The organism is Roseomonas sp. CCTCC AB2023176, assembly GCF_042259275.1.
GTDB lineage: Bacteria > Pseudomonadota > Alphaproteobacteria > Acetobacterales > Acetobacteraceae > Roseomonas.
In genome coordinates, this window is sequence record NZ_CP170086.1 from 1,775,975 (window position 1) to 1,799,635 (window position 23,661).

Here is a 23,661-nt window from a genome sequence, read left to right on the forward strand (position 1 = left end):
GGGGCAGGCCGGGCAACCTTCGCGCCGCCCGTCACCCCTGCGAAACGGCCGAGAGCGTGACGCCCGCGACGATCAGCGCCATCCCCGCGAACTGCCCCGGCGTGATCGCCTCCCCGAAGAGGATCAGGGCGCCGAGCGGGGCGAGGACGAAGGACAGTGCCTGGAACGGATAGGCGACCGCGATCGTCGCCTGCTGCAGCACGAGGGTCCAGCACACCGCCGCGAGCACCGCGCAGCCCAGCCCGCACCAGACGGCGACGTCGGTGAACATCGCGAGGAGGTAGGCCAGCCGGTCGTCCGGCGTCACGCCGGCCGAGGCGGCGACGGCCCTCGCGCGGATGATCAACTGCCCTGCCACGGTGAGGAACAGCGTGGCGAAGATCAGCGCGTATTTCTGCATGGCGGCGGCTCATAGACCCGATCCGGCGGGGGCGGATATGCCTTTGCCGGAGTGTTGCGCAGGTGGCCCCGAAGGAAGGGGCTACCTTCCTCCGGACCTCCAGCCGCCAGGGGACGCGTCCCTTGCACCCCATTCCCTGAACGCCCCCGGCTGAGGGCATCCCCAAATGAAGTGAGGTCCACGAGGCGAGCCTCCTGATGGGGGGAGATTTGGAGGGAGGGCAAACCCTCCGAGGCGAACAGCGCCACACCGCCTCATCCCCCGCCCGGCAGGCGCCAGAGCGTGAAGGCAACGCCCCGTGCGACGACCTCGGCGCCGTCCGGCACACCAACAAGCGAGGTGTCGGTCAGGGCGTAGGCGGGCCGCGCCGGGTCGAGGGTGGCACGCAGCCGCAGCATCTCCGCCCCTGGCAGGGCTCCCCCCGCGGCGGTGGCGAGGGCCGCCGTCATGATCCCCCCTCGCTCGGCGAGCAGCCGGCCCAGCGGCCCCTCGGCGCGGCCGGGCACGAAGGTCAGGGCGTAGTGGCTCATCCCCTGCACCCCGCTCCGCGCCACGGCCCAGAAGGTCCGGCAGAGGAAGGTGCCGTCCGGCGTGCGGGGGATGAGGATGACCACCGCCCGCGGTTCTGTCACCCGTTCCATCAGGGCGGCATCGGCCGGGTCGAGGCAGGTCGCGACGGGCGGCACGGGGGCGGCGAGGCCCGGCACCGCGCGGGCCGCGAGCCAGTCGAGCGCCGGGCCCCGGAACTGCCCGGCGTGCAGCACGGCGAGCGCTGCGACGGACACCAGCGCCGCGAGCCCCGCCGGCCGCCGCCAGCCCCGGTCCGCGACCAGCCGCGACAGCCCGAGGGCTCCGAGCAGCGCGAGCGAGGCGTTGGCGAAGTGCACGAAGGAGAACTGGCTGTAGCCCGGCGCCTCGGTGAGGAAGAGCGCGCTGATCCCCGCGAAGGCCGCCCCCGCCAGCAGCAAGACCGCGGCGCCCCGCCCATCCCCGCCCCGCCCATCCCCGCCCCGTCTATCCCCGCCCCGTCCGTCCTCGTACCGGGCGAGACCCGCCGGCAGGGCAGGCGCGAGAAACCCCGCCTGCCCCAGTGCGAGGACGAGAAAGGCGATCACCCCCGCCGCCAACGCCGGCAGCCCGGCCCCGGTCAGGAGGTGCGGCAGGGTCAGGAGGTACTGCGACGGCTCGGTCAGGTAGCGGAACGGGTGGCCGTTGAACTGCACGAAGCCCAGCCCGTTCAGCCCCGCATCCGGCCGGAAGAAGAGCCAGAGCCCCGCCGCAAAGCCGAGGATCGCGGCGGCGACGTCGGCCGTTTCGCGCCAGGGGACCGTGCGCCGGGTCCAGAGCGCGACGGCGGCCCGCAGGCCGAGCGCGCAGATCAGCACCGGCGGCAGCGCCGCCCGCGCGCCGGTGCCGAGGAAGCAGAGGGCGAACAGCAGGAGCGGCAGCCCGTACCGTCCCCCGGACTGCTCCCCGGAATCCCCCCCTGGCCACTCCACGACCGCGATCACCGCGATGAGGAACACCGCCAGCGCGAGGAAAGGCGAGAGCAGGAGCACCCCGCTGAACGGCACGAAGGTCCCGAAGACCTGTCCCAGCACCGCGGGGATGCCCGCCACCCAGAACACCGGCCCGAGCGCCAGGGCCGCGGCCCAGCCCGGAAGTCCCAGCGCGATGCGTCCCGCCGCCACCAGCCCCGCCGCCGCCGCGCCCGCCAGCACCACCGGCCCGTACCGCGCGACGAGGGCGTCCACCGGCACGCCGGTCACCCGCGCCGCGCCCAGCACCCAGAGATGGGCGGCGTGGTTGTAGGACCAGTTCGTGTCGGGCAGCAGCAGGTTCGGCGCGGGCCAGCCGCGCTCAAGCCCGCGGACGATGATCGCCTGGAAGGCGGAGTGGAAGGAGAACGCGTCCCCCGGATCTCCGGCGAGCACGTTCGCCATCCCGACGAGGGAGGTGACTGCGAGGAGGAGCGCGACGCCTGCCCAGCGCGGCACGTCCTTCCATGCGGGCCATCTCGGCCCCTCCCGGCCGCGTCGGATCGTCATCGCCAGCAGGGCGGCGCCGGCGGGCGGCAGGGTCCAGGGCAGCCAGGACGCGCCGGTCGGCCAGGCCAGGACCGCGGCGAGCAGGTTGGCCACGATCCCGGCCGGCAGCGCCAGCAGCGCGACATCCGCCGCCCCGCGCGCCGGCCCGAGCAGCAGGCGCGCGGCCGCGACCCCCGGCAGGAGGTTGAACAGGAGGACGTAGAGCAGGACGCGTCCCGCCTCCCCGGCCGAGGGCCGGGCGAGCATCAGCGCGCCGAAGCCGAGGAGGATCGCGAGCGCGAGCGCGGCGCACAGCGGTGCCCGCGCCGCCCCCCGCTCCCCGCGGGGCGCGCCCGTTCCGGTCACCGTCCGCGGCATGCGCGGCTTCTGCCGCGATCGCCACGCCTCCTCAAGGACCCTCGGGTTCAGGCAGCGCGGGGCTCAAGGATCGTTGGGCTGAAGCACCGTCGGGACTTCCTCGGCACGCGGCGACGCCCTACACCTCGCCGCGCCGGCGGTCCGTCGGGAGCAAGGGGCGGGTCCGCGGCCCGCGGGCCCGATCAACCCTCCCCGGCGCGCCCGCCAGGACGGGTGCGGTCGATCCCTGGCCCACCATCGCCCGAGGGGAACACGCGTGTCGGAGCAGAAGGTCGTCCCGGTGATCCTGTCCGGGGGCGTGGGGACGCGGCTCTGGCCCCTCTCGCGGCAGAACTTCCCGAAGCAGCTGCAGCCGCTGCTGGGCGAGCACAGCATGCTCCGCGTCACGATGGATCGCGCGCGGGGCGTGACGGCCACGGGCCTGGGCTTCGCGCCGCCCGTCATCGTCTGCTCGGAAGCGCATCGCTTCACGGTCGCCGAGCAGGTGCGGGAAGCCGGGATCGCCAACGCCCGGATCGTACTGGAACCGGCCGGCCGCAACTCGGCGCCCGCGATCGCGACCGCCGCCCTCGTGACGGAGGAAGCGGACCCGGACGCGGTGCTGTGGATCCTCGCGGCCGACCACGCGATCGCGGACGTCCCCGCCCTGCACGCGGCGCTGGCGCGCGCGGCGGCGGCGGCGCGCGCGGGGCGGATCGTCACCTTCGGCATGCGCCCGACCGCGCCGGAGACGGGCTTCGGCTACGTCGAGGCAGGCGAGGCGCTGCCGGAGCTCGAAGGCGTCTCCGCAGTCGCCTCCTTCGTCGAGAAGCCGGACCCGGAACGGGCCGCGGCCTTCGTCGCGGGTGGGCGGCACCTCTGGAACTCCGGCATGTTCGTGGCGCAGGCCCGGGTGCTGGTCTCGGAGCTCGAGCGGCTGGCGCCGGAAATCCTGCACGCCGCGCGCGCGGGCCTGGCGGCCGCGACGCGCGACCTCGACTTCGTGCGCCTCGGCGCACCCTTCGCGGAGGCGCCGGCGATCTCGATCGACTACGCGGTGATGGAGCGCACCGACCGCGCGGCCGTCGTGCCCTGCGATCTCGGCTGGTCGGACGTGGGATCCTGGGACGCGCTCTGGGCCGCCTCGCCGCGGGATGCGCGGGGCAACGCGGTCCACGGGCCCGGCCACGTCGAGCTGCTGGACACGGAGGGCTGCTACGTGCGGTCCGACGGCGTGCTGACGGCGGTCGTCGGCGCGCGTGACCTCGTCGTGGTGACGACGGACGACGCGGTGCTCGTCGTGCCGCGCGACCGGGCCCAGGACGTGAAGGGGATGGTGGACGCGCTGAAGGCCGCAGGGCGGGGAGAGGTCGCGACCCATCGCCGCGCCTACCGCCCCTGGGGCCACTACGAGGGGCTGATCCTCGGCGACCGCTTCCAGGTGAAGAAGATCCAGGTGCGGCCGGGCGGCAAGCTGAGCCTGCAGAAGCACTTCCACCGCGCCGAGCACTGGGTCGTCGTCAACGGCACCGCGATCATCGAGCGCGACGCCGAGCGCCTCCTGGTGCGCGAGAACGAGAGCGTCTACCTGCCGCTCGGCTGCGTCCACCGGCTGGAGAACCCGGGGATGATCCCGCTGAACCTCATCGAGGTCCAGGTCGGCTCCTACCTCGGCGAGGACGACATCGTGCGGCTCGAGGACACCTACGGGCGGGCGTGACCGCGTGGTCGCGCGTCCCGTGGAATCCGCCTACCGTCCGGCGATGCACCCGCGCCTGACGGTCGTCTCCCACCCGCTCGTCCAGCACAAGCTGACCCTGATGCGGCGGCGGGAGACGCCGACGGCGGAGTTCCGCCGCCTGTGCCGGGAGGTCGCGCACCTCATGGCCTACGAGGTCACGCGCGACCTGCCGCTGGCCTCCATCCCGGTCGAGACGCCGCTAGAGCCGATGATGGCGCCCTCGCTCGCGGGGAAGAAGCTCTGCGTCGTGTCCATCCTCCGCGCCGGCGACGGGCTGGCGGAGGGCATCCTGGACCTGATCCCCTCGGCCCGCGTCGGTCATATCGGGCTCTACCGCGATCCCGTCACGAAGCGGCCGGTCGAGTACTACCTGAAGCTGCCGGAGGATATCGCGGAACGCCCTGTCATCGTCGTGGACCCGATGCTTGCGACCGGGAACTCGGCGGCCGCTGCGGTCGCCCGGTTGCGTGCGGCTGGGGCGCGGGACGTGCGCTTCGTTTGTCTCCTCGCCGTTGCGGAGGGCTTGCGCGTGATGGCGGCGGCGCATCCGGACGTGCCCGTCTTCACCGCGGCCGTGGACCGCGAACTGGACGAGCACGCCTATATCCGTCCGGGCCTGGGCGACGCAGGGGACCGATTGTTCGGGACGAAGTAGCGGCGCAGCCGGCCTCCCTGGCGCCGCATGCCGGGCGAAGGCGTCCCTGACCGCGACCGACCTGCACGGCCTGGCCGGAGCCCGCTTGCAGTGTCCTCGACCGGGGAAGATGCACGGAACGGGGTGACGAGGCGTTCATCCGCGCTGGCGGAACGTACGGGCCCCGAGCCTCCCGGAGGCAGGTCAGGACCACCGCGGTCGGAGACCGGACCAAGAACCCCTGAGACAGTCTCAACCGACGGCGAGTCGCGTGGCTCCGGTCGCCCCGACGCCCCCACGTCCCGTCCTGCGCAGCACCCAGGCCGCCGCGCCGATCCCCACCAGCAGGTTCGCCGCGAGGATCCCTGCCAGTGTTCCGACCTCCCCGCCCAGGCGGCTGCCGAGCCAGGCCAGCGGCACGCCGAGGAGGAAGGTGCGGGCGAGGGAGACGGCGACGGCGGACATCGGCCGCTCCAGCCCGTTCAGGGCGGCGTTCACGACGGCGATCGCGCCGACCGCCCCGAAGCCCCAGGGCATGATTTGGAGGTAGAGAGCGGCGGATTCCGCGACCTCCGGCCCCGCCGCGAGCCACCGGGCGAGGACCGGCGCGGCGAGGCAGAGGGGCAGCGCGACGAGGGCGCCGTAGCCCGCGCAGAAGGTCAGCGCGGCGCGCAGGCCCGCCTGCACCCGCTCCAGCCGCCCGGCCCCCGCATTCTGCGCGGCGAAGGGGTTGGCGACGGCGGAAAGGGCGAAGAGCACCGTCATCGCCAGCGCCTCGGCCCGCGTGCCCAGCGCGAAGCCGGCCACCGCCGCCTCCCCATGCCGGGCGATCAGGGCGGTGAAGAGCGCCGCGGCGAGGGGGATGATCGCGTTGGTCGCGGCGGCGGGGACGCCGACCCGCAGCACGCGCCGCGTCGCCTCGGCGAGGCCCGGCCCCGCCCCGCGGCGGCCGCCGATCAACCCGAGGTGCCGCAGCCGTGGGATGGCGACCGCAAGCATGGCGCACCAGGACAGCGCCGCCGCCAGGGCGACGCCCGCGAGCCCGAGGCCCGGCAGCAGCCCCGGCACCCCGAAGGCCAGCGGCCAGTCCAGCGCGAAGGCGAGCACCCCCGCCCCCGCCAGGGCCGCCCCTTGGAACCGAGTGTCCCCCGCCGCCCGCAGCAGGCTCAGCGCGGCCATGCCGACGAGAAGCGGCAGCAGGCCGGGGAGCCAGATGCGCAGGTAGGAGAGGGCCAGGGAGGCCGCCTCCCCCTCCGCCCCGATCGCGCGCACCAGGGCCGGGGCGGCGAGCCAGGCCGGTACGGCGACGATCACCGCGAGCCCCGCCGCGAGGAGCAGCACGTGGCCGGAGAGATGCGCCACCCCTTCCTCCCGCGCGCCGATGGCCCGGCCGATGACGGCGGAGGCGCCGGCGCCGAGGCCGATGCCGAAACTCATCGCGGTCATGACGAGGGGGAGGGCGAAGCCGAGGGCCGCGAGCGCCGCGGGCCCGAGCCGCCCGACGAGCCAGGCCTCGGCGAGCTGGACGCCGAACATGATGACGAGGGCGGCCGCCAGCGGCGCCGTGCTGACGGCGAGGACCCGCGCCACGGGGCCCTCCACGAGGCTCACGCCGCGTGCGGTCGCGGGGCGGGTTCCGTCCGTCACGTGTCCTGGCCTGCTTTCGGGAGGTGTTGTGCCGGTTGCCTTGGAGAGAGGGCTTCGCCCTCCCTCCAAACCTCCCACCCACCAGGAGGCTCGCCTCCTGGACCGCGATCTATCGGGGGATGCCCTTGGTGATGGGTCTCTCCACGCCGCGCAAGCGCGTGGAGAGACCCATCACCAAGGGCGTTCAACAGAGTGGGGTCCAGGGGACGGGTCCCCTGGCGGATGGAGGTCCGGAGGAAGGCAGCGCCTTCCTCCGGGGCCGCCCGCACATCGCCCCGGAAGCAGCCCAGGGCAAGTGCGGCACCGCATCAGCGCACCGGCGACGCAGCGCACCGGCGACGCAGCGATCAGGCGTTGAAGCGGACGCGCTCGTTCTCGCCGCCCTGCGGGGGCTGGCCGGTGACCACGGCCTTCACGTAGCCATAGGCGTGCAGCAGCGTGGAGGAGGGGCTGTCCCAGTATTCCGCGCTCTCGGCCTCGACGGCGATGAGCGTGATGGAAGCGTCCTCCGGCCCGTCGGGGAACCAGGTCCGCATCGTCTCCTTCCACAGTTCCTTCTGCTTCGCGGCATCGCGCACGACGCGCGCGCGGCCGGCGAGGGAGACGTAGTTCTGCGCCTTGGGATCGGAGTAGGAGAGCAGGACCTCCGGGTTCTGCTCGATCTCCTGGTTCTTCTCGGTGCCGGCCTTGGAGAAGAACCAGAGGGTCTTGCCGTCCGCGTCGATCATCGCGCCCCACATCGGGCGGGCGCGAAGGTGCTGGCCGTGATGGGTGACGAGGGTCGCGACCTCGACGTCCTTGATCATGTCGCGCACCTTCTGGCGCTGCTCGTGCTCCGACGAGGCCATGGCTCTCTCCTATGCGTGCGGAAGGGTCGGGGCATGAACGGGGCGGGGTGGACGGGGTTGCCGCCGGGGGTCACGCTGGACCCCTCCCCCGCCGGACGGCCCGCATGACCGCTGCCCCACTGCCCCCGGCGTCGTTCCGCGAGATCATCCGGCTGTCCCTGCCGACCGTGGGCGTGGCGCTCCTGCAGGGTGGGGCGCAGACGGTGGAGATCGCGCTGGCCGGGCGGATCGGGACCGGCGCGCAGGCGGCCTACGCGCTGGTGCTGCCGCTGCTGTTGCTGCTGCAGATGATGAGCACGGGGGCGATGGGCGGTGGCGTCGCCTCCTCCATCGCGCGGGCCTTCGGCGCGGGGCGGGCCGAGGAAGCGCGGGCGCTGGCCTGGCACGCCGTGCTGATCGGGACGGGGATGGGCCTGGCCTTCACGGTGCTGGTCCTGGCCTTCGGGCCCGCGCTGTTCCGGCTGGTGGGGCGGGAGGGGGCGCCGGTGGACCTGGCCTATTCCTACGCCGTCTGGATCTTCGCGGCGGCGGTACTGCCCTGGCTCGCGAACACGCTGGCGGCCGTGCTGCGCGGGACGGGGGACATGGCGACGCCGGCGCGCATCCTCGCGCTGACCTGGGTCGCGGATGCCGGGATGTCAGCGGTGCTGATGCTGGGCATAGGGCCGTTCGGCGGGTTCGGGCTGCCGGGGGCGGGGATGGCCTATGCGCTGGCCTTCCTTGGCGCCTGCGTGGCGATGGCGCGGGTGGTGTGGCGGGGGAAGCTAGGGCTGTCCTCCGGCGGCCTGCCGCCGCTGGAGCCCGCGCTGTTCCGGCGCATCCTCTCGGTCGGCATCGTGGCCTCGGTCATGGCGCTGATGGCGAACGTGACGACGCTGCTGGTCACAGGCCTCGTCGCGGCGCACGGGACGGCGGCGCTGGCGGCCTACGGCATCGGGGTGCGGCTCGAGTTCCTGATGGTGCCGCTGGCCTTCGGGATCGGGGCGGCGCTGGTGACGCTCGTCGGGCGGCGCGTCGGCGCGGGGGCCTGGGCGGCGGCGCGCACCACGGCCTGGCGCGGCGGGCTGCTGGCGGGCGGGATCGCGCTGGCGATCGGCGGGGGCTGCGCGGCCTTCGCGCCCGTCGTGGCCGCGGCCTTCACGGCAGACGCGGCGGTGCGGGAACTGGCGGTGCTCTACCTGCAGATCGTCGGGCCGGCCTTCGGCGTCTTCGGGGCGGGGATGGCGCTGTACTTCGCCGCCCAGGGCGCGGGGCGGATGAGCGGACCCTTCGCCGCGGCGCTGGCCCGGATCGGGCTGGCGGCGGGCGGGGGCGCGGTGCTCGGCGCGGGCTTCGGGCTTCCGGGCGTCTTCGCCGCGATCGCGCTGGGGCTGCTGGCCTATGGCGCCGTGGTCGGCGCGAGCGTGCGGGCGGGGGTCTGGCGGGAACGCGTGGCCTGATGCGGGCGCGGGATTGGGTGGTCGTGCTCGTGCTGCTCGGCGCTGCGGTCGTGGCGGGGGCGGATCACCTCCGAGAGACGCCGATCGCGCGCTTCCTCATGGGGGAGTGTGAGTTCATCCGCGACTGGAGCTTCCGCGACCCGGCGCGGGATTGCAGCGCGGCCCCGCCGCGCTGGGAGACGCTGCCGGAACCGGAGAGGCCGCCCCTCCCCGCCCGCCGCACGTCGTGGCAAGCACCGGCGCGATGAGCCACCCGGACCTGCATGTCTCCCGCGACGGCTTCGTCGCGACCGTGACCATCGCCCGCGCGGCGAAGCGCAACGCGCTCACCCTGCCAATGTGGCGCGGCGTGGCGGGGGCCTTCGACGCGCTGTCCGGCGACACGGACCTGCGTTGCGTCATCCTGCGCGGGGAGGGCGACGAGGCCTTTTCCGCCGGCGCGGATGTCGGCGCCTTCGCGACGGAGCGTGGCACGCCGGAGCGCGAGAGCGCCTACAACGACGCGTTGGTCGCGGCCTTCCTGTCCATCGAGCGCTGCCTGCATCCCGTCGTCGCGGCCGTGCGAGGCTGGGCGATGGGCGGCGGCTGCGGCCTCGCCCTGATGTGCGACTTCCGCGTGGGCGGGCCGGGGACGCGGATGGGCATCCCGGCGCGCAACCTCTCGCTCTTCTACCCGCATGAGGGGCTGGACCCGCTGCTGCGCATCGCGGGCTACGCCGTCGCGATGGAAATGCTGGTGGAAGGCCGCACCTACACCGGCGAGGAGGCGCGCGAACGCCGCCTGCTGACGCGCTTCGTGCCGGACGAGCAGGTCTTCGCCGAAGCCGAGGCGCTCGCCGCGACGATCGGCGAGGGCGGGCCGCTCGCCAACCGCTTCCACAAGCGCGCGCTGCGCGCCCTGCGCGGCGGGCTGCCGATCACCGACGCCGACCGCGCCGAACTGGACGTCTTCCCGCGGACGGAAGACTTCGCCGAGGCCGTCGCGGCCTTCAACGCGCGCCGCAAGCCAGCCTTCCGCGGGCGGTAGCGCGCGAGGGCGGGCTGGCTCCGTCCTGTGGTGTTGCGTTCGTTGCCCCGGGTCGAGGGCTTTGCCCTCCTCCCGGACCCACCACCCACCAGGGGACGCGTCCCCTGGCGGATGGAGGTCCGGAGGAAGGCAGCGCCTTCCTCCGGGCCACGCGGCGCAACATCGCCAGACCGAACCGCCCTCAGGCCGCGATCGCCGCGGTGGTGCGCGGTGCCGTCGCGGGGTCCGGGCCTTCGACGACCTGCGCGTGGACCTGCATGGCCTCCGGCACGATGGGGCCGTGGAGTTCGGCGAAGGCGGCCTCGGCAGCGTCGCGGCCCTGGCCGATGCGGACGAGGGCGTCGAGCGGCGCCTGCCGCGTCGCGTCGAAGAGCCACCAGCGGTCGCCGAGCCAGGCCTCGAACACCGCGTGGAAGTCCGGCGGCACGAGTCCCGGCGCGTGGGCCGAGACGAAGCGCGCGGGGATTCCGAGGGCGCGGCAAAGCGCGATGGAAAGGTGCGCGAAGTCGCGGCAGACCCCGGCGCCGGAGAGGAGCGTCTCCGTCGCCGTGGTCGTCGGCTGGCTGGCGCCCGAGACGTAGGCGATGCGGTCGTTCACCCAGTTGCAGATGGCGGTGACCCGCGCGTGGCCATTCGGGGCGTCACAGAACTCCCGCCGCGCGAGGCGTTCCAGGCGGTCGGACTCGCAGTAGCGGGAGGGCCAAAGGTGGGGCAGGACCTCGGGCGGGAGTTCGGAGACCGGCACGTCGCGGATGGTCGTGGGGTCGGCGTCGCCGGGCGTCAGCTCCACCTCGGCCTCGTGCACCAGGCGGAGCGTGACGCCCCCGGCCACGTGGAGGCGGAGGTAGCGGTTGCCCGTGACGGGGTCTTCCCAGGTTTCGCGGCGGGTGTCCTCCGGCGAGATCGTCAGGGTTTCGCGCAGGATCGCCTGCCGCGCTTGGCGGGCGGGCTGGACGTTGAGGATGAGCGTGGCGGGGCCGGACGTCCGGTAGGACAGGTCGCAGCCGGCGAGGATCTTCATGGCGGGTTTCCCGGGGAGCCGTCCGGGAACGTTCCGGCCTGCCCCGGAGTTGTGCGGCGCAGCAGGCGCGAGGCGGGTCAGGCCGGCATTCGGCGGAGGCGGGCCAGGACGCCCTGCGCCGCGGCGCGGCCCGTGGCAAAGCAGGCCGTGAGGAGGTGGCCGCCGGTCGGGGCCTCCCAGTCCAGCATTTCGCCTGCGACCAAGATGTCCGGCAGGGTGCGGAGGGAGAGGTCGTCTGCGACCTCGCCCCACCGCACGCCCCCGGCGGAGGAGATGGCTCGGCCCAGGCCGGCGAGCCCGGTCACGGGGAGAGGCAGCGCCTTGATGCGGGCGGCGGTGTCGGACGGGTCGGGCAGGCCCTCGCGCAGGAGGGAAATGGCGGCGGGCGGGAGGGCGAGGGTCCGGCGCAGGTGGTTGGCGAGGGACTGGCCGCGGCGGGGGGCGGCGAAGCGGCGCGCGACTTCCTCCTGCGGCAGGTCGGGGCGAAGGTCGAGGTGCAGGACCGTGCCGCCCCGCAATTCGGGAGAGAGCGCGTAGATCGCACCGCCCTCCAGGCCGGCCGCGGTGATGAGGGCTTCGCCGCGAACGGTACGGCCGCCGGCGATGGCGGCGATGCGCTTGAGCGGCGTGCCCGCGAAGCGGTCCCGCAGGGTGGGCGACCACGCGATGAGGGCGCCGGCATTCGAGGGCGTGAAGGGTGCGACGGTGACGCCGCGGGCGGTCAGGGAGGGGACCCAGGCCGCGTCGGAGCCGAGGCGCGGCCACGAAGCGCCGCCGAGGGCGAGGATCGTCGCGTCGGGCCGCAGGTGCAGCGGCGCATCGCCCGGGCGGTCGACGGTGAGGGCGCCGTCCCCGGACCAGCCGGTCCAGGTGTGGCGCGTCATCAGCCGCACCCCGCGCGCGTCGAGGCGGCGCAGCCAGGCGCGCAGCAACGGCGCGGCCTTCATCGCGCGGGGGAAGACGCGGCCGGAGGTGCCGGCGAAGGTCTCCTGGCCCAAGCCTTCCGCCCATTCCCGCACCGCTTCCGGCGGGAAGGCACGGATATGCGGTTCGAGCCGCGGGCGCGACGTGCCGTAGCGGGAGAGGAAGAGGTCGAGCGGTTCGGTATGGGTGAGATTGAGGCCACCGCGCCCGGCGATCAGCAGTTTTCGCGCGGGGCTCGGCATGCGGTCGAGGATCGTGACCGCGATGCCGTGGTCCGAGAGCCCTTCCGCCGCCATCAGCCCGGCGGGACCGGCGCCGATGACGACGACCCAAGGCACCGATGAGGGGGACGCGTGGGTCACGCGTCCCCGTCCCGGTGGATCAGGCCTCGCGCTCCACGAGCAGCTTCTTGATCTGGCCGATGGCCGCCGCGGGGTTGAGGCCCTTCGGGCAGGTGCGGGCGCAGTTCATGATGGTGTGGCAGCGGTAGAGCCGGAACGGGTCCTGCAGCTTGTCCAGGCGGTCGCCCGTGTATTCGTCACGGGAATCCGCGATCCAGCGATAGGCCTGCAGCAGCACCGCCGGCCCGAGGAACCGGTCGCCGTTCCACCAGTAGGACGGGCAGGCCGTCGAGCAGCAGAAGCACAGGATGCATTCCCACATGCCGTCGAGGCGGGACCGCTCCTCCTTCGACTGGAGGCGTTCGCTGTCCGGCGGCGGCGGGGTGTCTGACTTCAGCCAGGGCTCTATCTCCCGCAGCTGCGCGTAGATCTGCGTCAGGTCGGGGACGAGGTCCTTCACCACGGGCATGTGCGGCAGCGGGTAGATGCGCACCTCGCCCTGCACGTCCTCGACCGGCTTGAGGCAGGCGAGGGTGTTCAGCCCGTCGATGTTCATCGAGCAGGAGCCGCAGATGCCCTCCCGGCAGGAGCGCCGGAAGGTGAGGCTGCTGTCCGTCTCGTTCTTGATCTTGATCAGCGCGTCCAGGACCATTGGCCCGCACTTGTCCATGTCCACCTCGAAGGTGTCCATGCGCGGGTTCTCGCCGGTGTCCGGATCCCAGCGGTAGATCTTGAAGGAACGCACCTTCGTCGCGTCGGGCTCCGCCTTGTGCGTGTGGCCCGGCGCGATCGTGCTGTTCCGCGGAAGCGTGAAGGTAGCCATGGGAATGCGGGTTCCTTAGTAGACGCGCGCCTTGGGCGGGAAGACCTGCACCTCGTTCGTGAGGGTGCGCATCTTCACCTCGCGGTAGTCGAGGCGCGTGCGGTAATTGTCGTCCACCCACGCCAGGGTGTGCTTCATCCAGTTCTGGTCGTCGCGCTCCGGGTGGTCCTCATGCGCGTGGGCGCCGCGGGACTCGTGCCGGGCCTCGGCGCCGACCACCGTCGTCAGCGCGTTGCCGATGAGGTTGTCGAGCTCCATCGCCTCGACGAGGTCGGAGTTCCAGATCAGCGACCGGTCCTTGATCCGGATGTCGCCGTAGCCGGCGGCGACCTTCTGCATCTTCTCCACCCCTTCCTTCAGCAGGTCGGAGGTGCGGAAGACCGCGGCGTGGTTCTGCATGGTGCGCTGCATCTGCACGCGCAATTCCGGGACCGCGGTCGAGCCACTGGCGTGCCGCACGCGGTCGAGGCGGGACAGGGCCTTCTCCGCCGAGTCCGAAGGAAGCGGCGCTTGCGACCCGCCGGGCCGCACCGTCTCGATGGCGCGATGGGCCGCGGCGCGGCCGAAGACGACGAGGTCGAGCAGCGAGTTGGTGCCGAGGCGGTTCGCGCCGTGCACGGACACGCAGGCCGCCTCACCGACCGCCATCAGGCCGGGCACGGTCGCATCCTGGTCCTGCGCGGTCGGGCGCAGGACTTCGCAATGGATGTTCGTCGGGATGCCGCCCATGTTGTAGTGAACGGTCGGGAGCATCGGGATCGGCTCCTTCGTCACGTCCACGCCGGCGAAAATCTTCGCGGTCTCGGAGATGCCGGGCAGGCGCTCGTGCAGCAGCTCGGCGCCGAGGTGCTCGAGGTGCAGGTGGATGTGGTCCTTATGCGGGCCGACACCGCGGCCCTCGCGGATCTCCATGGACATGGCGCGCGACACTACGTCGCGGGATGCCAGGTCCTTCGCCGTCGGCGCGTAGCGCTCCATGAAGCGCTCGCCCTCGGAGTTGGTGAGGTAGCCGCCCTCGCCGCGGGCGCCTTCCGTCACGAGGCAGCCCGAGCCGTAGATGCCGGTCGGGTGGAACTGCACGAACTCGTTGTCCTGCAGCGGCAGGCCGGCGCGCAGCACCATGCCGTTGCCGTCGCCCGTGCAGGTGTGCGCGGAGGTGCAGGAGAACCAGGCGCGGCCGAAGCCGCCGGTCGCCAGCACGGTCTTCTGCGCGCGGAAGCGGTGGATGGACCCGTCCTCCAGGCACCAGGCCACGACGCCGCGGCAGGCGCCCTCCTCATCCATGATGAGGTCGATCGCGAAGTATTCCACGAAGAACTCGCAGTTGTGCTTCAGCGACTGCTGGTAGAGCGTGTGCAGGATCGCGTGGCCCGTCCGGTCGGCCGCGGCACAGGCGCGCATCGCCGGCGTCTTGCCGTAGTTCTGCATGTGGCCGCCGAAGGGCCGCTGGTAGATCTTTCCATCTTCGGTGCGCGAGAAGGGCACGCCGTAGTGCTCCAGCTCGATGATCGCGGGGATCGCCTCGCGGCACATGTATTCGATGGCGTCCTGGTCGCCGAGCCAGTCCGACCCCTTCACGGTGTCGTACATGTGCCAGCGCCAGTCATCCTCGCCCATGTTCCCGAGCGCGGCGCCGACGCCGCCCTGCGCGGCGACCGTGTGCGAGCGCGTCGGGAAGACCTTCGTGATGCAGGCCGTTTTCAGCCCGGCCGCGCCCATGCCGAAGGTCGCGCGCAGGCCGGCACCGCCGGCACCGACCACGACGACGTCGTAGGTGTGGTCGACAATCCGGTAGGCCTGCCCGTTGACGCCGGGGCAGGGGGGCACGGGGGAGATGGCGTTCATCGCTCGCTCTCTGCGACTTCCGCGCCGGAGGGCGCGGCAACGGATCGCGCGCTGCGCGGCGCGAGGGGTGCGGCGCGCCGGCCCGGGGACTGCCGGGTAGCGCGCGGGACGTCGGACGATACCGACGCCGCGTTAGAGTGGATGTGGGGTGTCCCGCGGCAGCGGGAAGGACGCGGGATCAGCGACTTGCCGGGAATTTCACCGTTGCGAAAGGCTCGCAACGGCCGGTCAAGCTCCGGGTCCCGGGATGCGGCGGGGCTGTGGCCCGCAGCCTTCACGCCCGGAAGACGAGCCGGAGAACGGAGAGCACCGAGAGCACGCCGAGGAGCAGGAACAGCCCCTTCATCGCCAGGATGACGAGGGCGCGGCGGCTTTCCGGCCGGACGTAGTCCTCGACGACGACCTGAAGGCCGCTCGCCGTGTGATGGAAGCCTATCGCCACCGTCAGGATCAGCAGCGTCGCGTTGAACGGCTGACCGATCCACCGCGCCACGACCTCGTAGGGCGAGCCCGCGAGGGAGGCGACGGCGAAGGCGAACCAGAGCGTCAGGGGCAGCAGTGCCATGGAGGTGACGCGCTGCAGCCACCAGTGATGCGTGCCGCCCCTGGACGAGCCGAGGCCGCGCGCGCGGGCGAGCGGGCTTTCCAGCCGCTGCGGGGTGAGGTGTTCGCTCATGCTGCCCCCTTCCCTACGACGCCCAGGCGACGACGATGATGATCCAGGTCAGGACCGTCAGCACCGCGGTGCCGATCAGGGCGGCCCAGCCGCTGCGGTACATGTCGGGGATCGAGTAGCCGTAGCCCGCGTCCCAGACGAGGTGCCGGACGCCCGCGAGCGTGTGGTACCAGGCCGCCGCCGTCAGCCCGAACAGCCCGATGACGCCGATGAACGATCCCAGGAAGCCCTGCACCGAGGCATAGGCCCGCGGCCCCGAACCCGCCGCGACGAGCCACCAGACCATGAACAGCAGCCCGACCGACCAGATCACCGCGACGATGCGGTTCCCGATCGAGAGGAAACTGCTCATCTGGTACATGTCGTATACTTGAAGGTGCGGCGACATGGGACGGCGGATCGCCGAGCCGTCGGTACGCTTGCCGTCGTAGAGCGCGTCGCGCGCGTCGTGGACCTGGGCCATCACCACCCCTAACGCCGCGGAAGGCGCGACAGTCGCCGCGCTTCTATGGTGCGGTGCGGGAAAGCGTCAATGCGGCACCGGTCCATTCGTTGCCCTTTCGATCGGGTCTGCGCCGTGCGCTTACTTGCGCGCGGCCCGGCCTCAGACCCCGATCAGGTCGTGCTGGTGCGCTTCCTCGGCGACCTGCACGGCGTTCAGCGCCCCACCCTTTCGGAGGTTGTCGCCGGCGATCCAGAGCGCGAGGCCGTTTGATACCGTCGGGTCGCGGCGAAGGCGGGACACGTAGACCAGGTCCTCCCCCGCGGACTCGGCGGCGCTCACGTAGCCCCCCTCCTCCCGCCGGTCGAGTACGGCGAGGCCGGGGGCGTCCCGCAGGGCCTCGCGCGCCGCGTCCTCGTCCACCTCCCGCTCGAAGGTCAGGTGGACGGCGAGGGTGGCGCCGATGAAGACGGGAACGCGGACGAGGGTCGCCGTGACCGGCAGGCCGAGCAGGCCGGCCACCTCCTCGACCAGCCGCAGTTCCTCGTCCGTCGAGCCGTCGTCCTCCGGCCCGCCGACGCCGGGATACAGGTTGAAGGCGATGGGCTTGGGCAGGTGCTCGGGCGGGAAGGGGTCGTTCACGTAGAAGGCGCGGGTCTGGGAGAAAAGCTCGTCCATCGCCTCCTTCCCGGCCTCCGAGGTCGGGATGTGGCCGGTGACGACCGCGCGCGTCGCGCCGAACAGGTCGTGCAGCGGCTTCGCGACGAGGGTGAGCAGCGTCGCCGCCGGGCCCGGGGAGGACAGGATCCGCCCCGATTCCATCGCGCGGGACAGGGCTTCCGGGTTGACCTCCGGTACGATCGGCGGGGCGCCGGAGGCGCCGGTGAGGTCAACGACGAGGACACCCGCCCGCGCCGCGCGGGTCGCGAGCGCCGCGGGCGCCGTCGCGCCGGGCGCGACGAAGAGCAGGTCGGTCCCGGACCAGTCGTGCTTCTCCTGCGACGCGGCGGTGAGCACCGCGTCCTCCCCGTACGACACCTGGCTGCCGACGGCGCGGCCCGAGGCCAGGGCGACGACGCGGTCGGCGGGGAAGGCACGCTCGGACAGGGTGCGGATCACCTCGCGCCCCAGATTGCCCGTGGCGCCGGCGACGGCGACGCGGTGGCCCATGCTGCGATGTCCTTCTGGAAGGGGCAGGGAGATAGGGTCGGCAGGTCCCCCGGCGCAACCTTGCGCGGCCTGCGCCGCGGGGGCAGATCGGGCCCGTGCTGCACCTGATGAAGCTCTCGGTCGGGCCGAAGGACGTGGCGACCCTCGCGCGCCTGCAGGCCGAGCGCGCGCGGCACGGCCCGCTGCGCCACGTGACCCGCATGGTCCCGCGCCGTGCCGAGGAGATCTGCGCCGGCGGCTCGATCTACTGGGTCGTCGCCGGGATCCTGTGCGTACGGCAGCGGATCCTGGCGATCGAGGATGCGACGAAGGAGGACGGCACGAAGGGCGCCGCCCTGATGCTGGACCCCGGCTTGGTGCACGTGGAGTGCCGGCCGGTGAAGGCCTTCCAGGGCTGGCGCTACCTCGACGCCGCCGCGGCCCCCGCCGACATCGCCGCGGGCGCCGCGCGGGCGGAGGGCGTCGAGGCGCTGCCGCCGAAGCTCCGCCGGGAGCTCGCGGTGCTCGGGTTGCTGTAGGGGCGTCAGTGCACGCCGGCGCTGCCCGAAGGTGCAACCGCGCCCTTCGTCGAAAGGCCGGTCGTCAGGACGCTCGTCGCCAGCGCCGCGATCTCGCGCAGCGCGTCGGGCGAGAGCGGCAGGCGGAAGGTGCCGCCACCCTGCGCACGCAGGTGCAGGACGACGCCGCCCGGTCCTTCGGCAAGAGCCGCGCCTTCGACCGGCGGCAGGCTGGACGGGACGCGCGCCGGGGCGCGTCCGGCGCGGGACGTGGCGGGATGATTCATCGCGACCTCCTTCTGAGGGGCTGCCTGAGGGGCTGCCTGAGGGGCTGCCGGATCCGTTCCTCGGCCGGTGCGGGGTAGTCTCCGGGAGCGATGGTGAAGGACGGGTGAACGGCGGGCGGCCGAGGCACGGATTACGTTCCCGTCACGCGCCCGCCCTGAAAACGACCCGCCCTTGCAACCCCTAGGCAGCATGGAGGCTGCGCATTAATGACGCGCCAGCCAAGCCGCGCGAACGCGGCGGCCGAGGAGACACGTCCCACGATGAATCGTCGCAGCCTGCTCGCCCGCGGTGCCGCGGGCGCCCCGGTGGCGGTCGCCGCCGCGCTGACCCCGCTGGCGACCCCCGCCCTCGCCCAGTCCATGCCGGATATCCGCTGGCGCTGCGCCTCCTCCTTCCCGAAGTCGCTCGACACGATCTACGGCGCCGGCGAACGCGTCGCGCAGCGCGTCGCCGCGCTGACCGACGGCAAGTTCCAGATCCGCATGTTCGCGGCGGGCGAGGTCGTGCCGGCCTTCGGAACCGTGGACGCCGTGCAGCAGGGCACCATCGAGTGCTCGCACACCGCCTCCTACTATTTCGTCGGCAAGGACCCGACCTTTGCTTTCGACGGCACGATTCCCTTCGGCGCGAACTTCCGCCAGATCACGTCCTGGCTCTACGCCGGCGGCGGGCGCGAGGTGATGCGCGAGTTCTTCGAGGGCTACAACATCGTCTCCATCCCCGCGGGCAACACGGGCGCGCAGATGGGCGGCTGGTTCCGCAAGGAAATCCGCACGGTGCAGGACCTCCAGGGCCTGAAGATGCGGATCGGCGGCTTCGCCGGCAACGTCATCCAGAAGCTCGGCGCCGTGCCGCAGCAGATCGCGGGCGGCGACATCTACCCCTCGCTCGAGCGCGGCACGATCGACGCGGCCGAATGGGTCGGGCCCTACGACGACGAGAAGCTCGGCTTCAACCGCGTCGCGCCCTACTACTACTACCCCGGTTGGTGGGAGGGCGGGCTGAACCTTTCCATGCACATCAACAAGGCGAAGTACGAGGAACTGCCCGCGCTCTACAAGGAAGTGATGGAGAGCGCATGCCGGGACGCGATGATCGAGACGATCTCGAAGTACGACGCGCAGAACCCGCCGGCGCTCCGCCGCCTCGTCGCCGGCGGTGCGCAGCTCCGCGCCTTCCCGCGGGAGGTCATGCAGGCCTGCTACCGCGCGGCGATGGAGCTGTATGAGGAGACCTCGGCCACCAACCCGCGCTTCAAGAAGGTGTGGGACCACTTCCGCGCCTATCGCGACACGCAGCTCCAGTGGTTCCGCGTCGCCGAGAACTCCTACGACAGCTTCGTCTACCTGATGCAGGCGATGGAGCAGCAGCAGGCCGCGCAGCCGGCCCAGGCGCCGCGGCGCTGAGGGACCGTCAGGAATGAAGCCGTTGCTCGCCTTCTCGCGCGTGGTGGACAGCATCAACGCGGTCTTCGGCAAGGCCGCGGACTGGATGACGCTGTTCGCGGTCGCGATCTCGGCGGGCAACGCCTTCGTCCGCTACGGGGTGTCCTACTCCTCCAACGCCTGGCTGGAGGTGCAGTGGTACCTCTTCGCCGGCATGGTGATGCTCGGCGCCTCCTACACGCTCAACCGCAACGAGCACGTGCGGGTGGATATCCTCTTCGGGTCGCTCTCGGACCGCTACCGGCTCTGGGTGGACATCCTCGGCATCACCATCTTCTTGCTGCCGGCGATGGGGCTGATGGCCTGGATGACCTGGCCGTTCTTCCTGGACTCCTTCTTCCGGAACGAGACGTCGCAGAACGCCGGCGGCCTGCTGCGCTGGCCCGTGAAGCTGATCCTGCCGCTCGGCTTCCTCCTGATCCTGCTCCAGGGCCTCTCGGAACTCATCAAGCGCCTCGCCATCCTCTTCGGCGAGAAGCCGGCGGAGGCGGAGGTCGTCCTCGCCTACGAACGGCCGCTGCAGTGAGCGGCCCCATCACCCGACGGACCACCTGACATGACCGAAGAGATGATGCCGCCGCTGATGTTCGGCGGCATGATCCTGTTCCTCGTGATCGGCTTCCCCGTGGCGTTCTCGCTCGCGGCGGTCGGGCTGTTCTTCGGGTTCATCTCCATCGAGCTCGGCTTCTTCACGACGGCCTACCTCTACAACCTGCCGCTGCGCATCTTCGGCATCCTGTCGAACGACCTGCTGCTCTCCATCCCCTTCTTCACCCTGATGGGCGCGATCCTCGAACGCTGCGGGCTGGCGGAGGATCTCTTGGAAGGCACGGGGCAGCTCTTCGGCAAGGTCCCGGGCGGGCTCGCCTTCGCCGTCATCATCGTGGGCGCCGTCCTCGGCGCGATCACCGGCACCGTCGCGGCCTCCGTCATCGCGATGGGCATGATCTCCCTGCCCATCATGATGAAGTACGGCTACGACATGCGGATCGCGACGGGCGTCATCGCGGCCTCCGGTACCATCACGCAGCTCATCCCGCCCTCCCTCGTCCTCATCGTGCTCGGTGACCAGCTCGGCAAGTCGGTCGGCGACATGTATGCGGGGGCTATCGGACCCTCGATCCTCCAGGTCCTTCTGTTCATCGGCTTCATCGTCGGCGTCGCGATCTTCGCGCCGCACAAGGTGCCGCCCCTGCCGGACGAGGCGCTGACACAGCGCGGGCCCGCCCTTTACTGGCGCGTCGCGAAGGGGATGGTGCCCTCGATCGTCCTCATCTTCCTCGTCCTCGGCACGATCTTCCTCGGCCTCGCCACGCCGACGGAAGCCGGTGCCATGGGCGCGGTCGGTGCCGTCTTCCTCGCCATGATCAACGGCCGCTATTCCTGGAAGCTGCTGCGCGAGGCCATGTCGAACACGATGCGGATCACCGCCATGGTGATCTTCATCCTCATCGGCGCGACCGTCTTCTCCCTCGTCTTCCAGGGCGTGGATGGCGGGCTGTGGCTGGAACACCTGCTGGCGAAGCTGCCGGGCGGCCAGACCGGGTTCCTGATCTTCACGAACGTCTTCGTCTTCTTCCTTGCCTTCTTCCTCGACTTCTTCGAGATCGCCTTCATCATCGTGCCGCTGCTCGCGCCGGTGGCGGCGAAAATGGACATCAACCTCGTCTGGTTCGGCGTCCTGCTCTGCATCAACCTCCAGACATCCTTCATGCACCCGCCCTTCGGCTTCGCGCTGTTCTACCTGCGGGGCATCGCGCCGAAGGAAGTGCGGTCGCGCGACATCTACTGGGGCGCGGTGCCCTGGCTGCTGCTGCAGCTCATCCTCGTCGCCGTCGTCATCTTCTGGCCGGAGAGCGTGACCTACTGGCTCGACCAGGGGACGGGCGTGGACCCCTCGACCGTGCGGATCGACGTGCCGATGCCCGACATGAACGAGGAAGCGCCGCCCATCCAGTTCCGCTGAGCGGCCGATGATCGGCGGGGTGCTGTCCTGGCTCCGCCGCACGGCCGCCGCCCTCTGGCCCTTCGGCGAGCACCTGCGCGCGCCGGACGCGCTTGCCGGTCTGCCGCGCGTGCTGCTCCTCGGCCCGACGGGGGCGGGGAAGAGCACCCTCGTCAACGCCGTCCTCGGGATTGATTCGGCCGAGGCCCGTTCCGGCGCGCCAGTCACCGTCCGGACCACCTGGCACGCGGGACCTGCCTGGCCCGCCGCGCTCGGCGATACGCGCGGCCTCGAGACGGCGGCGGGCCAGGCGCAGGCCGTCGTGCTGCGGCAGGCTCTCGCCGCGCTCGGGCCGGGGGAACGTCCCGACCTCGCCTGGCTCGTCCTGAACGCCGAGACCGGACGCGCACATGCCGGTGCGGGCACCCTCGCCGCGCTCGCGGAGGCATTGCGCGCCGAGGGCATTCCCGCCCTCGTCGTCCTCACTCATGCCGAACCTGGCGAAGACGCGCATGCCGGCCTGCGCGCCCGCATCGCCGGTGTCCTCGGGCCGCTGCCGGTGGTCCGTGTGAATGCGCGGGAGACGCGGGGCGAGGATGGGGCGGTGCTGGTCCCCGAGCACGGCGTGGACGTCTTGCGCGCAGCCTCCGACGCGCTGCTTCCGGCGCGCTGAAAGCGGGGCGACGCACGCGACAGTTCCGCGACTTCCGCACCGGGTGGGGCCGCAGTAAGCGCCCGTCCCGTTCGGTGAGACTTGAGGACACGCCAGGGAACATGACGAAGCATCCGTACGACGAGGCGAAGGTGCGCGCGACGGCGCGAGAGCTCGCGGCCAACATTTATGCCGTGAAGAACCACTGGCCGATTGCCGCCACGGCCGCCATGTCGGCGGTACGCCGTCGCCTGCCTCTCGGTGCCTGCAACCGCTTCATGTCGGACCAGTCGGCCTTCGCCGGTGGCGGCGGGATGCTCGGTCTCTCGGCGTTCGCGGGCGAGGTGAAGCGCGTCTTCGCCTCTCGCGCCGCGAACGTCGAGATCGACGAGGCCGTGGATGCCTGGGGCATCCCTGAATCGGTGATCTCCCAGGGCAACTGCACCGACCCGATCCGGACCGAGATGGCCGAGGCCATGGGTTACCTCGCCATCAAGCTGGGCGGCGGGAACTGCCAGTATCAGGCGGGCGCGACCTACATGGCCTTGCGCGAGGCCGGCGTGGCGCCGATTGATCTGATCATGATCTTCCGGCGCGGCGGCACCTTCACCAGCGAATCGCGGCGCCACGCGACCGTCGTGATCGGCATCCAGTCGGGCTTTCCGAACCAGCGGCAGCCCGAGTTCTCGCGGTGGCAGCCCAACGCCGTCGTGGCGGATACCTGGGAGACGGATCGCTCGGAGGCGCCGGCCGAACTGGCGGCGCGCTATCCCGTGGCCGACCACATCTTCCTGTCCTTCGCGCGCTGGGAGGGCTGATCGCGGTTGGTGCGGCGGGAAGGGCCCTGCCCTTCCCAAACCGTTCCCGCCAGTGACGCACGTGCCCCTGGATCACGGCGCGTTCTGGTCGGGCCCGACGGGGAGCCTTCCGTCGGGCCCGCTTGAACGCGGGCGCCAGCGAAGGGCCGGGGCCGGAAGGCAGGCCCGCCCGGGCTCACCGGCGCGATCGCGATCCAACGACGTCACGACCGGTGCGGGCCCGCATCAGTCGTTGTCGTGCGACGCCTTCTCCGACCGCGGCTTTCCCGCGCCCACGCTGGCGGCGTGATCCTTCTCGGCCTTGCCCTGGGTCGCGCGGCTCGTCCCGTCGGTCGGGTTTCCCTCCGCTTCGGCGCGGGACGCCGCGCCCTTCGCGTGGCCGTGGCCGCCCTCCGTGGGGGTGGGGGCCTTGCCGCCCTCCGTCACCTCGGGGCTCGAAGGAAGGCGGTTCCCGGCCACCAGCGGCATGTCGCCGCGCTGCTGCTTATCCGCCATGGCTTCCTCCAAAGTGAGAGCCCGGACTAACCCACGCCCGCGGCGGGGGTTGCGACCTCCGGGTTCGACGGCCGGGATCCCCGATGGCCAGGACACCCGGCCCGCGCGGAACGCCGCAAAGGCCGCCGGCAGACATCCCGGCCTGCGCGGGGTCGCGGC

At 72.2% G+C, this 23,661-nt stretch carries 24 protein-coding genes; 11 read left to right on the forward strand and 13 right to left on the reverse strand.

The window, feature by feature from the left end:
- Nucleotides 1–31: 31 nt before the first annotated feature.
- Together ACE7GA_RS08880 and ACE7GA_RS08885 are read right to left on the reverse strand one after the other, a co-directional pair.
- Nucleotides 32–400 (reverse strand): hypothetical protein, encoded by a 369-nt coding sequence (locus ACE7GA_RS08880; protein ID WP_376098581.1) that lies wholly within the window; start codon nucleotides 398–400, stop codon nucleotides 32–34.
- Nucleotides 401–654: 254 nt separating this feature from the next.
- Nucleotides 655–2,805, reverse strand: a complete 2,151-nt coding sequence (locus ACE7GA_RS08885; protein ID WP_376098583.1) for a hypothetical protein — start codon at nucleotides 2,803–2,805, stop codon at nucleotides 655–657.
- Between the two features lie 256 nt (nucleotides 2,806–3,061).
- On the opposite strand from ACE7GA_RS08885, the gene ACE7GA_RS08890 reads away from it, so the two are divergent.
- On the forward strand, nucleotides 3,062–4,504 hold the full coding sequence (locus tag ACE7GA_RS08890) for a mannose-1-phosphate guanylyltransferase/mannose-6-phosphate isomerase (protein ID WP_376098585.1): 1,443 nt from the start codon (nucleotides 3,062–3,064) through the stop codon (nucleotides 4,502–4,504).
- A gap of 43 nt (nucleotides 4,505–4,547) precedes the next feature.
- On the forward strand, nucleotides 4,548–5,180 hold the full coding sequence (upp, locus tag ACE7GA_RS08895; RefSeq protein WP_376098587.1) for a uracil phosphoribosyltransferase: 633 nt from the start codon (nucleotides 4,548–4,550) through the stop codon (nucleotides 5,178–5,180).
- Between the two features lie 231 nt (nucleotides 5,181–5,411).
- Here upp and ACE7GA_RS08900 read toward each other — a convergent pair whose 3' ends face one another.
- Together ACE7GA_RS08900 and ACE7GA_RS08905 are read right to left on the reverse strand one after the other, a co-directional pair.
- Nucleotides 5,412–6,770: an MATE family efflux transporter gene (locus tag ACE7GA_RS08900; protein ID WP_376098589.1), complete on the reverse strand. Its 1,359-nt coding sequence runs from the start codon at nucleotides 6,768–6,770 to the stop codon at nucleotides 5,412–5,414.
- Nucleotides 6,771–7,153: 383 nt separating this feature from the next.
- On the reverse strand, nucleotides 7,154–7,654 hold the full coding sequence (locus tag ACE7GA_RS08905; RefSeq protein WP_376098591.1) for a pyridoxamine 5'-phosphate oxidase family protein: 501 nt from the start codon (nucleotides 7,652–7,654) through the stop codon (nucleotides 7,154–7,156).
- 104 nt (nucleotides 7,655–7,758) lie between these two features.
- Here ACE7GA_RS08905 and ACE7GA_RS08910 point away from each other — a divergent pair, with 104 nt between their 5' ends.
- Genes ACE7GA_RS08910 through ACE7GA_RS08920 form a run of 3 tightly spaced genes read left to right on the forward strand, consistent with a single transcriptional unit; the run spans nucleotide 7,759 to nucleotide 10,120 of the window.
- Nucleotides 7,759–9,093 (forward strand): MATE family efflux transporter, encoded by a 1,335-nt coding sequence (locus tag ACE7GA_RS08910; protein WP_376098593.1) that lies wholly within the window; start codon nucleotides 7,759–7,761, stop codon nucleotides 9,091–9,093.
- Nucleotides 9,093–9,341, forward strand: a complete 249-nt coding sequence (locus ACE7GA_RS08915) for a hypothetical protein (protein WP_376098595.1) — start codon at nucleotides 9,093–9,095, stop codon at nucleotides 9,339–9,341. The genes ACE7GA_RS08910 and ACE7GA_RS08915 overlap by 1 nt, the downstream gene beginning before the upstream one ends.
- Nucleotides 9,338–10,120, forward strand: coding sequence for an enoyl-CoA hydratase/isomerase family protein (locus ACE7GA_RS08920; RefSeq protein ID WP_376098597.1), 783 nt, complete (start codon nucleotides 9,338–9,340; stop codon nucleotides 10,118–10,120). The genes ACE7GA_RS08915 and ACE7GA_RS08920 overlap by 4 nt, the downstream gene beginning before the upstream one ends.
- Nucleotides 10,121–10,301: 181 nt before the next feature.
- On the opposite strand, the gene ACE7GA_RS08925 is transcribed toward ACE7GA_RS08920, so the two are convergent.
- From ACE7GA_RS08925 to ACE7GA_RS08955, 7 genes are all read right to left on the reverse strand, one after another.
- The gene (locus ACE7GA_RS08925) at nucleotides 10,302–11,141 is read right to left on the reverse strand and encodes a transglutaminase family protein (protein WP_376098599.1); all 840 of its coding nucleotides are present in this window, start codon (nucleotides 11,139–11,141) and stop codon (nucleotides 10,302–10,304) included.
- A gap of 77 nt (nucleotides 11,142–11,218) precedes the next feature.
- Entirely contained in the window at nucleotides 11,219–12,403 is a 1,185-nt protein-coding gene (locus ACE7GA_RS08930; RefSeq protein ID WP_376098601.1) for a TIGR03862 family flavoprotein, read from the reverse strand.
- A gap of 43 nt (nucleotides 12,404–12,446) precedes the next feature.
- Entirely contained in the window at nucleotides 12,447–13,229 is a 783-nt protein-coding gene (locus ACE7GA_RS08935; RefSeq protein ID WP_376098603.1) for a succinate dehydrogenase iron-sulfur subunit, read from the reverse strand.
- 15 nt (nucleotides 13,230–13,244) lie between these two features.
- The gene (gene sdhA / locus ACE7GA_RS08940; RefSeq protein WP_376098605.1) at nucleotides 13,245–15,074 is read right to left on the reverse strand and encodes a succinate dehydrogenase flavoprotein subunit; all 1,830 of its coding nucleotides are present in this window, start codon (nucleotides 15,072–15,074) and stop codon (nucleotides 13,245–13,247) included.
- A gap of 274 nt (nucleotides 15,075–15,348) precedes the next feature.
- Nucleotides 15,349–15,750, reverse strand: coding sequence for a succinate dehydrogenase, hydrophobic membrane anchor protein (gene sdhD, locus ACE7GA_RS08945; RefSeq protein ID WP_376098607.1), 402 nt, complete (start codon nucleotides 15,748–15,750; stop codon nucleotides 15,349–15,351).
- Between the two features lie 13 nt (nucleotides 15,751–15,763).
- Complete coding sequence (sdhC, locus tag ACE7GA_RS08950) at nucleotides 15,764–16,213, reverse strand: succinate dehydrogenase, cytochrome b556 subunit (RefSeq protein WP_376098609.1); 450 nt, start codon at nucleotides 16,211–16,213, stop codon at nucleotides 15,764–15,766.
- A 141-nt stretch (nucleotides 16,214–16,354) separates the two neighbouring features.
- Nucleotides 16,355–17,362, reverse strand: coding sequence for an aspartate-semialdehyde dehydrogenase (locus tag ACE7GA_RS08955; protein ID WP_376098612.1), 1,008 nt, complete (start codon nucleotides 17,360–17,362; stop codon nucleotides 16,355–16,357).
- A 95-nt stretch (nucleotides 17,363–17,457) separates the two neighbouring features.
- On the opposite strand from ACE7GA_RS08955, the gene ACE7GA_RS08960 reads away from it, so the two are divergent.
- On the forward strand, nucleotides 17,458–17,880 hold the full coding sequence (locus ACE7GA_RS08960; RefSeq protein ID WP_376098614.1) for a DUF1489 family protein: 423 nt from the start codon (nucleotides 17,458–17,460) through the stop codon (nucleotides 17,878–17,880).
- Nucleotides 17,881–17,885: 5 nt separating this feature from the next.
- Here the strand turns inward: ACE7GA_RS08960 and ACE7GA_RS08965 are convergent, their stop codons facing one another.
- Nucleotides 17,886–18,146, reverse strand: a complete 261-nt coding sequence (locus tag ACE7GA_RS08965; protein WP_376098616.1) for a hypothetical protein — start codon at nucleotides 18,144–18,146, stop codon at nucleotides 17,886–17,888.
- A gap of 261 nt (nucleotides 18,147–18,407) precedes the next feature.
- Between ACE7GA_RS08965 and ACE7GA_RS08970 the strand changes: the two genes are divergently transcribed.
- The 5 genes from ACE7GA_RS08970 (at nucleotide 18,408) to ACE7GA_RS08990 (ending at nucleotide 23,007) form a co-directional block, all read left to right on the forward strand.
- Nucleotides 18,408–19,553 carry a TRAP transporter substrate-binding protein gene (locus ACE7GA_RS08970; protein WP_376098618.1) on the forward strand — a complete coding sequence of 382 codons (1,146 nt, stop codon included), beginning with the start codon at nucleotides 18,408–18,410 and terminating at the stop codon, nucleotides 19,551–19,553.
- Between the two features lie 13 nt (nucleotides 19,554–19,566).
- Complete coding sequence (locus ACE7GA_RS08975) at nucleotides 19,567–20,118, forward strand: TRAP transporter small permease subunit (RefSeq protein WP_376098620.1); 552 nt, start codon at nucleotides 19,567–19,569, stop codon at nucleotides 20,116–20,118.
- A 30-nt stretch (nucleotides 20,119–20,148) separates the two neighbouring features.
- Entirely contained in the window at nucleotides 20,149–21,558 is a 1,410-nt protein-coding gene (locus ACE7GA_RS08980) for a TRAP transporter large permease subunit (RefSeq protein ID WP_376098622.1), read from the forward strand.
- Nucleotides 21,559–21,577: 19 nt separating this feature from the next.
- Complete coding sequence (locus ACE7GA_RS08985; RefSeq protein WP_376098624.1) at nucleotides 21,578–22,210, forward strand: GTPase domain-containing protein; 633 nt, start codon at nucleotides 21,578–21,580, stop codon at nucleotides 22,208–22,210.
- Between the two features lie 101 nt (nucleotides 22,211–22,311).
- Nucleotides 22,312–23,007 carry a hypothetical protein gene (locus tag ACE7GA_RS08990; RefSeq protein ID WP_376098626.1) on the forward strand — a complete coding sequence of 232 codons (696 nt, stop codon included), beginning with the start codon at nucleotides 22,312–22,314 and terminating at the stop codon, nucleotides 23,005–23,007.
- A gap of 225 nt (nucleotides 23,008–23,232) precedes the next feature.
- Here the strand turns inward: ACE7GA_RS08990 and ACE7GA_RS08995 are convergent, their stop codons facing one another.
- On the reverse strand, nucleotides 23,233–23,502 hold the full coding sequence (locus ACE7GA_RS08995; protein WP_376098628.1) for a hypothetical protein: 270 nt from the start codon (nucleotides 23,500–23,502) through the stop codon (nucleotides 23,233–23,235).
- Nucleotides 23,503–23,661: the final 159 nt, after the last annotated feature.

Bases quoted from the DNA above. Each gene is read 5' to 3' on its own strand.
- ACE7GA_RS08880 (WP_376098581.1), bottom strand. From the start codon at position 400: ATGCAGAAATACGCGCTGATCTTCGCCACGCTGTTCCTCACCGTGGCA.
- ACE7GA_RS08885 (WP_376098583.1), bottom strand. From the start codon at position 2,805: ATGCCGCGGACGGTGACCGGAACGGGCGCGCCCCGCGGGGAGCGGGGG.
- upp (WP_376098587.1), top strand. From the start codon at position 4,548: ATGCACCCGCGCCTGACGGTCGTCTCCCACCCGCTCGTCCAGCACAAG.
- ACE7GA_RS08905 (WP_376098591.1), bottom strand. From the start codon at position 7,654: ATGGCCTCGTCGGAGCACGAGCAGCGCCAGAAGGTGCGCGACATGATC.
- ACE7GA_RS08910 (WP_376098593.1), top strand. From the start codon at position 7,759: ATGACCGCTGCCCCACTGCCCCCGGCGTCGTTCCGCGAGATCATCCGG.
- ACE7GA_RS08915 (WP_376098595.1), top strand. From the start codon at position 9,093: ATGCGGGCGCGGGATTGGGTGGTCGTGCTCGTGCTGCTCGGCGCTGCG.
- ACE7GA_RS08920 (WP_376098597.1), top strand. From the start codon at position 9,338: ATGAGCCACCCGGACCTGCATGTCTCCCGCGACGGCTTCGTCGCGACC.
- ACE7GA_RS08925 (WP_376098599.1), bottom strand. From the start codon at position 11,141: ATGAAGATCCTCGCCGGCTGCGACCTGTCCTACCGGACGTCCGGCCCC.
- ACE7GA_RS08935 (WP_376098603.1), bottom strand. From the start codon at position 13,229: ATGGCTACCTTCACGCTTCCGCGGAACAGCACGATCGCGCCGGGCCAC.
- sdhA (WP_376098605.1), bottom strand. From the start codon at position 15,074: ATGAACGCCATCTCCCCCGTGCCCCCCTGCCCCGGCGTCAACGGGCAG.
- sdhD (WP_376098607.1), bottom strand. From the start codon at position 15,750: ATGAGCGAACACCTCACCCCGCAGCGGCTGGAAAGCCCGCTCGCCCGC.
- sdhC (WP_376098609.1), bottom strand. From the start codon at position 16,213: ATGGCCCAGGTCCACGACGCGCGCGACGCGCTCTACGACGGCAAGCGT.
- ACE7GA_RS08955 (WP_376098612.1), bottom strand. From the start codon at position 17,362: ATGGGCCACCGCGTCGCCGTCGCCGGCGCCACGGGCAATCTGGGGCGC.
- ACE7GA_RS08965 (WP_376098616.1), bottom strand. From the start codon at position 18,146: ATGAATCATCCCGCCACGTCCCGCGCCGGACGCGCCCCGGCGCGCGTC.
- ACE7GA_RS08970 (WP_376098618.1), top strand. From the start codon at position 18,408: ATGAATCGTCGCAGCCTGCTCGCCCGCGGTGCCGCGGGCGCCCCGGTG.
- ACE7GA_RS08975 (WP_376098620.1), top strand. From the start codon at position 19,567: ATGAAGCCGTTGCTCGCCTTCTCGCGCGTGGTGGACAGCATCAACGCG.
- ACE7GA_RS08980 (WP_376098622.1), top strand. From the start codon at position 20,149: ATGACCGAAGAGATGATGCCGCCGCTGATGTTCGGCGGCATGATCCTG.
- ACE7GA_RS08990 (WP_376098626.1), top strand. From the start codon at position 22,312: ATGACGAAGCATCCGTACGACGAGGCGAAGGTGCGCGCGACGGCGCGA.
- ACE7GA_RS08995 (WP_376098628.1), bottom strand. From the start codon at position 23,502: ATGGCGGATAAGCAGCAGCGCGGCGACATGCCGCTGGTGGCCGGGAAC.